The sequence below is a fragment of the Arthrobacter sp. 10T425 genome (assembly GCF_056393985.1).
Window position 1 is genome coordinate 23,410 of record NZ_JBFTGZ010000012.1, and the last position, 12,091, is coordinate 35,500.

Annotated in this window: 10 protein-coding genes; 7 read left to right on the forward strand and 3 right to left on the reverse strand. The window is 68.6% G+C overall.

The annotated features are described in order from the left end of the window. The first annotated feature begins 86 nt into the window (after positions 1–86). A complete protein-coding gene (locus AC1DDH_RS14465; protein ID WP_476849359.1) occupies positions 87–470 on the forward strand; it encodes a RidA family protein in 384 nt (127 codons plus the stop codon). Positions 471–552: 82 nt separating this feature from the next. Then, positions 553–2,268 carry a SulP family inorganic anion transporter gene (locus tag AC1DDH_RS14470; protein WP_476872744.1) on the forward strand — a complete coding sequence of 572 codons (1,716 nt, stop codon included), beginning with the start codon at positions 553–555 and terminating at the stop codon, positions 2,266–2,268. On the opposite strand, the gene AC1DDH_RS14475 is transcribed toward AC1DDH_RS14470, so the two are convergent. Together AC1DDH_RS14475 and AC1DDH_RS14480 are read right to left on the reverse strand one after the other, a co-directional pair. After that, positions 2,265–2,936 carry a response regulator gene (locus AC1DDH_RS14475; RefSeq protein WP_223914086.1) on the reverse strand — a complete coding sequence of 224 codons (672 nt, stop codon included), beginning with the start codon at positions 2,934–2,936 and terminating at the stop codon, positions 2,265–2,267. The genes AC1DDH_RS14470 and AC1DDH_RS14475 overlap by 4 nt on opposite strands. Beyond that, positions 2,929–4,683 (reverse strand): sensor histidine kinase, encoded by a 1,755-nt coding sequence (locus AC1DDH_RS14480; protein WP_476955704.1) that lies wholly within the window; start codon positions 4,681–4,683, stop codon positions 2,929–2,931. The genes AC1DDH_RS14475 and AC1DDH_RS14480 overlap by 8 nt, the downstream gene beginning before the upstream one ends. Positions 4,684–4,852: 169 nt before the next feature. On the opposite strand from AC1DDH_RS14480, the gene AC1DDH_RS14485 reads away from it, so the two are divergent. From AC1DDH_RS14485 to gatB, 4 genes are all read left to right on the forward strand, one after another. Then, complete coding sequence (locus AC1DDH_RS14485; protein WP_476955705.1) at positions 4,853–6,334, forward strand: CitMHS family transporter; 1,482 nt, start codon at positions 4,853–4,855, stop codon at positions 6,332–6,334. A gap of 176 nt (positions 6,335–6,510) precedes the next feature. After that, a complete protein-coding gene (gatC, locus tag AC1DDH_RS14490; RefSeq protein WP_026537696.1) occupies positions 6,511–6,807 on the forward strand; it encodes an Asp-tRNA(Asn)/Glu-tRNA(Gln) amidotransferase subunit GatC in 297 nt (98 codons plus the stop codon). 4 nt (positions 6,808–6,811) lie between these two features. Further along, complete coding sequence (gene gatA, locus AC1DDH_RS14495; protein WP_476887196.1) at positions 6,812–8,377, forward strand: Asp-tRNA(Asn)/Glu-tRNA(Gln) amidotransferase subunit GatA; 1,566 nt, start codon at positions 6,812–6,814, stop codon at positions 8,375–8,377. Beyond that, complete coding sequence (gene gatB, locus AC1DDH_RS14500; protein ID WP_476955706.1) at positions 8,377–9,882, forward strand: Asp-tRNA(Asn)/Glu-tRNA(Gln) amidotransferase subunit GatB; 1,506 nt, start codon at positions 8,377–8,379, stop codon at positions 9,880–9,882. Before gatA ends, gatB begins: the two co-directional genes overlap by 1 nt. A 3-nt stretch (positions 9,883–9,885) precedes the next feature. On the opposite strand, the gene AC1DDH_RS14505 is transcribed toward gatB, so the two are convergent. Then, positions 9,886–10,794 (reverse strand): LysR family transcriptional regulator, encoded by a 909-nt coding sequence (locus AC1DDH_RS14505; protein WP_476955707.1) that lies wholly within the window; start codon positions 10,792–10,794, stop codon positions 9,886–9,888. A 180-nt stretch (positions 10,795–10,974) separates the two neighbouring features. On the opposite strand from AC1DDH_RS14505, the gene tdh reads away from it, so the two are divergent. Next, entirely contained in the window at positions 10,975–12,021 is a 1,047-nt protein-coding gene (gene tdh, locus AC1DDH_RS14510; RefSeq protein WP_476871583.1) for an L-threonine 3-dehydrogenase, read from the forward strand. Positions 12,022–12,091: the final 70 nt, after the last annotated feature.

Below are 12,091 nucleotides of genomic sequence, written 5' to 3' on the forward strand. Positions count from 1 at the left end.
CGACACAAAGCAACCCGGTTTGGCGGCCCGGCCGTCCTGCGCCCTACAGTTGTGCCGATCCCTGCGGCAACTGCGAAAGGCCCACCATGCGCAAGACCTTCGGTACCGGCTCCACCTGGGAACAGACCCTCGGCTATTCCCGGGCTGTCCAGGTGGACAACACCCTCTACATCTCCGCGACCGCCGCCAGCGGCGAGGACGGAATCGTGGGCGAAGACTTCTATACCCAGACCAGCTACATCCTGCAGAAGCTCGGCGCCGTGCTGGCCGACGCCGGCTTCGGCTTCGAGGACGTGGTGCAGTCCAAGCTGTACCTGACGGACATCAGCCAGTGGGAAGAGGCCGGCCGGGCCCACGGCGAGGTCTTCGGCGACATCCGCCCCACGCTCTCCCTCGTTCACGTGCTGCCGTTCCTGGATCCCAAGATGCTCGTCGAGATCGAACTCGTCGCCCAAAAGAGCGCCGCCTAGGGCCAAAGCGACGCTTGCCCGGGGCGTTGCGGGGGCCGGGGGGACTCTGGCGGAACCGCCGGACTTGGAGTAAGAAGAGCGCATGACCAAGGCACCCGGGCAGGGGCCCGCCAGGATCCCCCTCATCGGCCAGTTCCGCTCCTATGACCGCTCGTGGCTGCGCGGCGATCTGATTGCCGGGGTCACCGTCGCGGCCCTGATCGTTCCGAAGAACCTCGGGTACGCAGGCATCGCCGGGATTCCGCTGCAGAACGGGCTGTATGCCGCGGCCGCCGGCGCCATCGTGTACGCGATCTTCGGCACGTGCCGGCAGATCTCGATGGGCCCGAGCTCGGGCCTGGCGGCGGTGGCCGCGAGCGCCGTGCTCGCGGCAGGCATCACCGGCGAGCAGGATATCGCCTCGTTCGTTGCCGGAATCACCCTCGCCTCCGGGATCCTGTTCCTGATTCTTGCCGTCTTCAAGATGGGCTGGATCGCGCAGTTCCTCTCGAAGGCCGTGGTCACCGGCTTCCTTTTCGGCGCGGCGATCGACGTCGTGATCGGGGAGCTCCCCAAACTCACCGGGACCGAGGTCACCGGCTCCAACCCGCTCCAGGAGCTGTGGTCCTGGCTGGGCACCCTGGGCGAGGCGCAGCCGACCACCGTGGTGGTGGGGGTCATCGCGCTGGCTGTCGTCTTCGGGCTGAAAGCCATCGCTCCCCAAGTCCCCGGCGCCCTGGTCCTGGTGGTGGGCGGACTGGCGGCGGAGGCGCTCTTCGGTCTCGGGGCCAAGGGCGTGGCCCTGGTGGGCGACGTCCCCAGCGGGCTGCCCTCGCTGCAGGTCCCGGACGGCCAGCTGATGTGGGACCACGTCGGCACCGTGGCGCTCGCGGCGGTGGCGCTGGTCCTGATCGGTTTCTCCCAGACCGCCGGGGATGCCAGGGCGTTCGCTGCCAAACACCGCTACCAGATCGACATCAACCAGGAATCCATTGCCCAGTCAATGGCCAACATTGCCTCGGGTCTCTTCAAGGGGATGCCCGTCTCGACGAGCCTGTCCGCGAGCTCGCTGAACGACCACTCGGGGGCGAAGACCGGACTGGCCTCCCTCACCTCGGGCATCACCGTGCTGCTCACGCTGCTCTTCCTGGCGCCGCTGTTCTCGATCCTGCCCAAGCCCGTGCTGGCGGCGCTGATCATCGAGGCCGTCGTCATGGGCATGATGAACGTGCCCGAGCTGCGGCGGCTGGCCCGCGTGCAGAAGTTCGACTTCTGGATTGCGGTCGCGGCGATCATCGGCACCCTCATCTTCGGCGTGCTGGCGGGCGTCGTCATTGGGATCGGGCTCTCGCTCATCTGGCTCGTCCGGGTGGCGACCCATCCGGAGATGCCCGACCTGGGCCGCGAGCCCGGGACCCAGGTCTTCCGCGACGCCGGTGAGCATCCCGGCGACGAGACCGTTCCCGGCATTGCCGTGATCCGGTTCGACGGCGGCCTGTTCTTCGCCACGGCCGATGCACTGGAGGACCGCCTGCGCGACGTCATCCAGTCGACGCCGGGGCTCACCGGGATCGTGCTCGACTGCGGCGGGATCAACTTCGTCGACTCGCAGGGGGCGGCAAAGGTGGCGGACATCGTCATCCTCGCCCGGGAGGCCGGGGTCAACCTGCGCCTGACCCGGCTGAAGCCCGCGGTCCGGGCGGTCCTGGAGCGGGACGGCGTGATCGAGCGCATCGGGGCGGACATGATCCACGGCAACATCCACAGGGCCGTGCAGGCGGAGCAGGCGGCGGCACAGAAGGAGCCCGACGGCGCCTAGTGGCCGGCCGGGGCGGGGATTCCGTAACGGTGCTCGGGCCGCCCGGTGGTGCCGTAGCGCAGCTGGATGTCGACGGCGCCGTCGTCCGCCAGCGCTGACAGATACCGCTGGGCGGTGGCCCGGGACACGCCGACCCGGGCGGCGACGTCGGCGGCTGAATACTGCTCGCCGGGCACCAGGGATTCCAGCACCGCGGCCTCGGTGGCGGAGCGGGGACGTGCCGAGGCGACGACGTCGCCCGGGATCAGGGCGCGCTTGGCGCGCTCCACCGTCTCCTGGCTGACGGAGCCCGGCTGGGCCAGGATCCGGCGGTAGCGTGCATAGGAGCGCAGCTGCTGCGAAAGGGATTCGGCCGTGAAGGGCTTGAGCAGGTAGCCCAGTGCCCCGCGGCGGAACGCGAGGCGCAGCGAGGCCGTGTCCGAGGCGGCGCTGAGGATCACGGTGTCGACGTCCAGCTGGTGCAGCAGGTCCAGGCCCGAAGCGTCCGGCAGGTAGACGTCCAGCAGCACCAGGTCCGGGCGGAGGCTGTGGATGGCCTGCAGCGCCTGGGACGCCGAGCCGGCCGGCGGCAGCGCCAGGAAGCCGGCCACCGAATCCACATAGGCGGCATGCAGCTTGGCGACGTGGAAATCATCGTCGACAATCAGCACCCTGAAATCTTCAGACATCGTTGTCCTCCCGGTTTGCTTCAGTGATTCCAGATTCGGTATTTCCCGGCAGCGTTGGCCCCGGTTCGGTGGTTCCCGGCAGCGTGGCCACGAAAACGGCGCCCGGGCCGCCGGGGGAGCCGGCTTCGAGCACCCGCACGTCTCCGCCGCGGCGGCGCGCGAGCTGCCGGGACAGCGCCAGCCCCAGGCCCTGCCCTCCGCCAGGGCGCGCGGGCCGGACCGAGGTCGTGTAGCCCTCCGCGAAGACCCCCTCGGTCTCGGCGGCTGTCATTCCGCCGCCCAGGCCGTCGCCGGAATCGGCCACCACAATGTGGAGTGTGCCGGCGCCTCCGTTGATGCCCGGTTCGTCCAGCACTTCGACTTCCACCCAGCGCTCGGCCGCGGAACCGGCGACGGCGGCGTTCACGGCGTTGTCGATCAGGTTCCCCAGGACTGTGGTGACGTCCTGGGGTTCGGTGACGTGGCCGCGGACCACGGATTCCGGCCCGAGGCGGAGGCTCACGCCGCGCTCGTCCGCCTCGACGCCCTTGGCACCGAGGAAGGCCTGCAGGTAGGGGTCCTGGAGCAGCTCGGCCTGGTCCACCGGGAATGCCAGCGGCCCGGTGCCGGCCAGTTTGGCGAGATAGTCCTGGGCCTGCTGGGGCTGGCCGATGCTCATGAACCCGGCGATCGTGTGCAGCTGGTTGGCAAACTCGTGGCGTTGCGCCCGCAAAGCCGCGGACATGGTGCCGACGGCGTCGAGCTGGCGGGTCAGCTGCTGCAGCTCGGTCCGGTCCCGCAGCATTACCACCCAGCCCAGGTCCTCGCGGCCGTGCAGGGCCTTGCGGGCGCTCACCACCAGCACCTGGCCGCCGGCCACGAGTTCCACCGCCTCGCCCTCGGCCGCATCGGCCCGGGTCAGGGCCTTGAGCTGCTCCGGGACCGGTGCGGCGGCCCAGGCCGTGCCCGCGAGGTCCGGGACACCGAGCAGCCGCTGGGCGGCGGCGTTGAAAACGCTGACCCTGCCGTCGGCCGAAACGCCGATCACGCCGTCGTCGACGCCCTGCAACACGGCCACCTGGTCGTGCACCAGGGTGCTGATCTCCTCGGGTTCCAGCCCGAGGGTCAGCCGCTGGAGCCGACGCCGCAGCAGGAAGGAGGCGAGCACGCCGGCCAGCAGCGCGCCGGCGGCCGTGACGGCGATGGGGATGATGTCCCGGGCCAGGCTTTGGCTGATCGTCTCGGTGGAGTAGCCCACGCTCACCTCGCCCACCACCGCCGTCGATTCCGGGGCGTACACCGGGACCTTGGCGCCGGCGGACGGGCCCAGCGTGCCCGTGTTCCGCGTGGTGACCTCCCGGCCCGCGAGGGCGTCCGAGGGGTCGGTACTGACCTTTTCGCCCAGCCGCTCCGCGTCGGGGTGCGCCAGCCGGATGCCGGTCTCGTCCGTAATGACCACGAACAGGGCCCCGGTGCGGGTGCGGGCACCCTCCGCGGCAGCCATCAACGGACCGGCCAACAGCTCGGCGGCCGGGGGAGCGGCGGGAAGGGCGCTGATGGACTGGACCTGAGCCCGCACGGAGGGGTCCGAGGCCACCGTCCGGGCCAGGGTCAGCGCCTGGTTCTCCGCCTCGCGGCCCAGCCGGTCATAGCTCAGCCAGGCGTGGACGGCGCTGCTCAGCAGCACCACCAGCGCCACGACGCCGAGCTGCAGCAGCAGTGTCTGGGTCGAAAAGCGCAGGGCCGGCAGAGCTGTGCGGCGCTTCATCGGGCTCCTGCCTGGGGTTGGTACGGACGTGAGCAAAATGCGCAAAATGCATCCAATAAGCAGTATGCCAATCAATTGAGCCAAAGACCCAGTCGTGACGGGCGCCACTCTAACGTCTGTAGTGCGCATCACACCGGAGTGGTGTCATTCAACGAAGAAGGAGCCGGCCGTGCTGGTATTACTAGGATTCGCCATGATCGCGGTATTCATGGTGCTGATCATGACGAAGAAGTTGACGCCGGTGCTGGCGCTCATCATTGTTCCCACAGTCTTCGGGCTTTTCGCCGGCGCGGGCCTCGGGATCGGCCCGATGGTCATGGACTCCATGAAATCCATGACCTCCACCGCCGCACTGCTGATGTTCGCGATCATCTACTTCGGGCTGATGATCGACGTCGGGCTCTTTGACCCCCTGGTCCGGTTCATCCTGCGAAAGCTCGGCAACGACCCCGCCAAGGTGGTCCTGGGCACGGCCATCCTCGCGGCAGCGGTCTCCCTCGACGGTGACGGCTCCACCACCTTCATCCTCACCACCGCGGCGATGCTGCCGGTCTACCTGCGGCTGAAGATGAGCCCCGTGGTCCTGACCTGCGTGGCCGGCCTGGCCAACGGCACCATGAACATCCTGCCCTGGGGCGGCCCGACCGCCCGCGCCGCCTCCGCGCTGAAGCTCGACGTCAATGATGTCTTCGTGCCCATGGTCCCGTCCCTCATCGCCGGGCTCATCGTCGTGCTGGTCTTCTCCTGGCTGCTCGGCCTGCAGGAACGCAACCGCCTCCGCGCCGTCGCCCCCGAGATCTGGGGCGTCCCGGATACAGCCGCAGCCTTCGACGGCGACGCAGACGGCGCAGCAGGCGGCACCGCGGCCGGCGGTACCGGCATCCCCCGCGGCCGCAAGGGCCCCGGAGCCTCGCCCGCCGGGCTCTCCCCGGAAGGATCGTCCGTTGCAGTGCTGGAGCGCGCCGATTCCCTCGTTGACGACCGCGACTCCGCCATGGCCGACACCGCCCTGGACCCCAACCGCAAGACCCTCCGTCCCAAGCTGTTCTGGTTCAACCTCGGCCTCACGGTCGCGGTCATGGCGACGCTCGTCGCCAACGTCATTCCGCTCCCGTTCGTCTTCATGGTCGGCTCCGCCATCGCCCTGCTGGTCAACTTCCCCAAGGTCAAGGACCAGAGCGCCCAGCTGATCGCGCACGCTCCCTCGATCGTCGCCGTCGTCAGCATGGTCATGGCCGCCTCGGTCCTGACCGGCGTCCTCAACGGCACGGGCATGGTCAAGGCCATGTCGGAATGGCTGGTCCAGATCATCCCGTCGGACATGGGTCCGCTGATGGCCGTGATCACCGGCGTCCTGAGCATCCCGATGACGTTCTTCATGAGCAACGACGCCTTCTACTTCGGCGTCCTGCCGGTCCTGAGCGAAACGGCGGCCCACTACGGCGTCAGCGCCGCCGACATGGCCCGCGCTTCCATCACCGGCCAGCCCTTCCACCTCCAGAGCCCCCTGGTGCCGGCCATCCTGCTCCTGGTCTCCCTCGCGAAGGTGGACCTGGGCGACCACCACAAGAAGGTCCTGTGGCGCACGGCCGTGATCTCCCTGGTGATGCTCGGCGTCGGAGTGCTCACCGGAGCCATCGGCATCGGCTAACCACTCCCAACAACACCAACCAACGCGGGGTCACTTACGGCCCATTCGGGACCTCCGGATGGACCGTAAGTGACCCCGCGTTGTTTGTGGTCGTCGTTCCAGGCGGCGGACAGTAACCACCGTCCAACCCACGTAGACTGGGACGGAAAATAATCCATACCTTGCAGGGGAGATCCATGGCTGCGATCAACCGCGACGACGTCGCGCATCTCGCGCAACTCGCGCACATCGAGATGAGTGCTGAAGAGCTGGACAGGATGGCCGGCGAACTCGCCGTCATCGTGGATTCAGTGAAGTCCGTCAGTGAAGCCGCCGGTGATGACGTCCCGGCCACGTCCCACCCAATTCCGCTGACCAATGTGTTCCGCGAGGACGTCGTGGGCCACACGTTTACGGCCGAGCAATCCCTCTCCGGTGCCCCCGACGCGTACGAAGGCCGTTTCAAGGTCCCGGCAATCCTGGATGAGGACTAAGACCATGACTGAGAACAACGAACTGATCCGCCTCTCCGCCGCCGCGCTCGCCGAGAAGCTGGCCGCCCGCGAGATCACCGCCGTCGAGGTCACCCAGGCCTACCTGGACCGCATCGCCGCCGTCGACGGCAAGGTCCACGCCTTCCTCCACGTCAACGCCGACGAGGCGCTCGCCGTCGCCGCCGAAGTGGATGCGATCCGCGCCGCCGGCGGTGCCGCCGCCGAAGAGCTCCACGTCCTAGCGGGCGTCCCGATCGCCGTCAAGGACCTCATCGTCACGATCGGCCAGCCCACCACGGCCGGCTCGAAGATCCTCGAAGGCTGGCACAGCCCCTACGACGCCACCGTCGTCGAGCGCCTGCGCGCCGCCAAGATGCCGATCCTGGGCAAGACCAACCTCGACGAATTCGCGATGGGTTCCTCCACCGAACACTCCGCCTACGGTCCCACGCACAACCCCTGGGACCTTGACCGCATCCCCGGCGGCTCCGGCGGCGGCTCCGCTGCCGCCGTCGCGGCCTTCGAAGCCCCGCTGGCCCTCGGCACCGACACCGGCGGGTCCATCCGCCAGCCCGGCGCCGTCACCGGCACGGTCGGCGTCAAGCCCACCTACGGCGGCGTCTCCCGCTACGGCGCCATCGCCATGGCCTCCTCGCTGGACCAGATCGGCCCGGTCTCGCGCACGGTTCTCGACTCGGCCCTGCTGCACCAGGTGATTGGCGGGCACGATCCGCGCGACTCCACCTCGCTGCCGGACCCGCTCGAGGACCTCGTGGCCGCGGCCAGGACCGGCAACGTCGAGGGCATGAAGATCGGCATCATCAAGGAGCTCCACGGCGAGGGCTACCAGGCCGGCGTCGAGAACCGCTTCAACGAATCCCTCGAGCTGCTCAAGGGCGCGGGCGCCGAGATCGTCGAGGTCTCCTGCCCCAACTTCAAGTACGCCCTGGGCGCCTACTACCTGATCATGCCGTCCGAGGCGTCCTCCAACCTGGCCAAGTTCGACGGCGTCCGCTACGGCCTGCGGGTCCTGCCCAAGGACGGTCCCATGACCATCGAGCGGGTCATGGGCGCCACCCGCGCCGCCGGCTTCGGCGACGAGGTCAAGCGCCGCATCATCCTGGGCACCTACGCCCTGAGCGCCGGCTACTACGACGCCTACTACGGCTCGGCCCAGAAGGTGCGCACCCTGATCCAGCGCGACTTCGACGCCGCCTTCGAAAAGGCCGACGTGCTGATTTCCCCGACGGCGCCGACCACGGCGTTCAAGCTCGGCGAGAAGCTCAACGACCCGCTGGCGATGTACCTCAACGACGTCGCCACCATCCCGGCGAACATGGCAGGCGTCCCCGGCCTGTCCCTGCCCGGCGGCCTGGCCGACGAGGACGGACTGCCCGTGGGCATCCAGCTCCTGGCCCCGGCCCGCCAGGATGCCCGCCTGTACCGCGTCGGCGCGGTCCTGGAATCCCTGCTCGAGGCGCAGTGGGGCGGCCCGCTGCTGGAAAAGGCCCCCTCGCTCACTGCTACTTCTGCGGCTGCCGCCGCCTCAAGCCACGGAGGCTCACACTAATGACTGACGCAACCCTCAGCTTCGAAGAGGCGATGGACAAGTACGATCCCGTCCTGGGGTTCGAGGTCCACGTGGAGCTCAACACCAAGACCAAGATGTTCTCCTCCGCGCCGAACGTCTTCGGCGATGAGCCGAACACCAACGTCAACGAGGTGGACCTCGGCATGCCCGGCGTGCTGCCGGTGGTGAACAAGACCGCGATCGAGTCCTCGATCAAGATCGGCCTGGCGCTGAACTGCAAGATCGCCGAGACCTGCCGCTTCGCCCGGAAGAACTACTTCTACCCGGACACCCCGAAGAACTTCCAGACCTCCCAGTACGACGAGCCCATCGCTTACGACGGCTACCTTGACATCGAGCTCTCCGACGGCACCGTGTTCCGGGTCGAGATTGAACGCGCGCACATGGAGGAGGACGCCGGCAAGCTGACCCACATGGGCGGCGCCACCGGCCGCATCCAGGGCGCGGACTACTCCCTGGTGGACTACAACCGTTCCGGCGTGCCGCTGGTCGAGATCGTCACCAAGCCGATCGAGGGCGCCGGCAGCCGCGCCCCCGAACTCGCCAAGGCCTATGTGGCTGCCGTCCGCGAGATCGTCAAGAACCTCGGGGTCTCGGACGCGAAGATGGAGCGCGGCAACGTCCGCTGCGACGCCAACGTCTCGCTGCGCCCGCACGGCCGCGAACGTTTCGGCATCCGCTCGGAGACCAAGAACGTCAACTCGCTGCGCGCCGTCGAACACGCGGTCCGCTACGAGATCCAGCGGCACGCCGCCGTGCTGGACTCCGGCGAGCCGGTCATCCAGGAAACCCGCCACTGGCACGAGGACACGCGGACCACGACGTCGGGCCGGGCCAAGTCCGACGCCGACGACTACCGCTACTTCCCGGAACCTGACCTGGTCCCGATCACCGCGTCCCGCGAATGGGTCGAGGAGCTCCGGGCCACGCTGCCCGAGCCGCCGGCCGCGCGCCGCAAGCGGCTGCAGGCCGACTGGGGCTACTCGGACCTGGAGTTCCGCGACGTCGTCAACGCCGGCGTCATGGACGAGATCGAGGAAACCATCGCCGCCGGCGCCACCGCCACCGTGGCCCGCAAATGGTGGATGGGCGAGATCGTCGGCCGCGCCAAGAACGCCGACGTCGATCCCGGCCAGCTGGGCGTCAACCCGGCCACCATCGTGGAACTGAACAAGATGGTTGAGGACGGCAAGATCAACAACAAGATGGCCTCCGAGGTCCTGGACGGCGTGCTCGCCGGCGAAGGCACCCCGGCGGAAATCGTCGAGAAGCGCGGCCTCGCCGTGGTCTCCGACGACGGCCCGCTGCTCGAAGCGATCGACGCGGCCCTCGCCGCGCAGCCCGGCGTCGCGGACAAGATCCGCGGCGGCAAGCTCCAGGCGATCGGCGCGATCGTCGGCGGCGTCATGAAGGCCACCCGCGGGCAGGCCGACGCCGGCCGCGTCCGCGAGCTGATCCTCCAGCGCCTCGGCGTCGAGGGCTAGCCCCTAGCCGCCCACTAAATCGGTCATGATGGTCTGCAGAGCTTCGCAGACCATCATGACCGATGTGCGTTTAAGGTTCTCCGGCCTGGCCAGGACATCGATCCGGCGCCGGGTGCTGATGCCCTCCAGCGGCCGCAGCACAATGTCCGGGTTCAACACAGGCCGCGCGGTGTGCCGCGGCAGCAGGCCGATCACGCCGCCGGCCGCCACGAGCGCCGCCACGGTCGAGTAGTCGTTGATGCGGTGCACGATGTTCAGCTCACGGCTGGAGACCGCCGCGACGGCGGAAAGCACGTCGGCGGGGGAGTAGCCGGCGCGGCTCGTCACCCACGGTTCGCCCACGACGTCGTCCGCCGTCACCGCGCGCTGGCCGGCCAGCCGGTGCCCGGCCGGCAGTGCCACGTCCAGCGGCTCATGCGCGAGCGGGATCACCGCGACGCGTTCCTCGGGCCAGCGCGGGCTGTGGTCCATCCGGTGCGCCAGGACCAGGTCATAGCGCGCCGTCAGGGCGGGAAAATCCTGTTGCGCGACGTCCTCGTCGGAGAGCAGAATCCGCGGCTGGCCCGGGCCGTCCAGCAGCCGGGCCAGCGGCGCGAACAATGCCTGCCCGGCGCTGTGGAAACCGCTGAGCGTCACCGGCGCCACCGTCGAGCCATGGTAGGCGCCGATCGCCATCTTCGCATCCGCCATCGCGCTGACCACCGCGGCCCCGGCGTCCGCCAACACCTGCCCGGCCTCCGTGAGCACCAGGTTCCGGCCCTCCTTGCGGGTCAGCGGCACCTCCACGGTCTTCTGCAGTGCGGCCAGCTGCTGGGACACGGCCGACGGCGTCACCAGGAGGGTTTCGGCGACGGCCTTGACGCTGCCCAGTGCTCCGAGTTCGCGCAACATCTCCAGCTGGTGGATTTCCATGACAGCCATTCTATGCAACAGCAATTGCTAATTCGTCGATTGAGAAGAATTCGGTTGTGCTAATGCTTTCTGGTGGGTCTAATGGGGTGAGTTGACCCACACGCCCGCCCCGCATGCGGAACAGAACACGCGGAACAGAACGCGCGGAGCAGGACCCCAAAAGCACAGTTAGGAAGGCCCATGAAGGCTCTCTACAAAGCCGGCGCCCACGCAGGATTCGAGCTCGTCGACCGTCCCGAGCCGAAGACCGGCCCCGGCGACGTCAAGATCCGCGTCATGACCACCGGCATCTGCGGCACGGACCTGCACATCCAGGCCTGGGACGCCTGGGCGCAGGGCATCATCAACGCCCCCCTGATCGCCGGCCACGAGTTCTACGGCGAGGTCGTGGAGACCGGCGAGGACGTCCTGGACGTCAAGGTGGGGGACCGGGTCTCCGGCGAAGGCCACATTGTCTGCGGAATCTGCCGCAACTGCCGCGCCGGCCGCCGGCAGATGTGCATCAACACCGTCAGCGTCGGCGTCCAGCGCGACGGCGCCTTCGCCGAGTACGTGGTGATCCCCGAGACCAACGTCTGGGTCCACCAGGACCCCTCGGTCACCCCGGAACTCGGCGCCATCTTCGACCCCTTCGGCAACGCCGTCCACACCGCCCTGAGCTTCCCGCTGGTCGGCGAGGACGTGCTGATCACCGGCGCCGGACCCATCGGCCTGATGGCGATCGCCGTCGCCCGGCACGCGGGCGCCCGCAAGATCGCGATCACCGACGTCTCCGCGCCCCGGCTGGAACTGGCCCGCAGGCTCGGCGTCGACCTCGCGATCGATGTCTCGAAAATGCGGGTCAAGGACGCCCAGCGCGAACTCGGCATGCGCGAAGGCTTCGACATCGGCATGGAAATGTCGGGACACCCCACCGCGCTGCCTGAGATGATCGACAACATGAACCACGGCGGCCGGATCGCGATGCTGGGACTGCCCAGCCAGTCCATCGACATCAACTGGGGCAAGGTGGTCACGCACATGCTGACCATGAAGGGCATCTACGGCCGCGAAATGTTCGAGACCTGGTACGCGATGAGCGCCATGCTCTCCTCCAACCCTGCCCTGCACGCAAACATCTCGGCCGTGGTCACGGACACGCTGCCGGCCACCGACTGGGAAAAGGGTTTCGAGGTGGCCCGCGCCGGCGTCGGCGGCAAGGTGGTCCTCGACTGGACCGTTTTCTAGGCCCCTTTCCTGACCGCGCGCTTCCGGGCCCCTGCCAGACAGCGCCTTCCACGCACAGCATTCCGCCCCC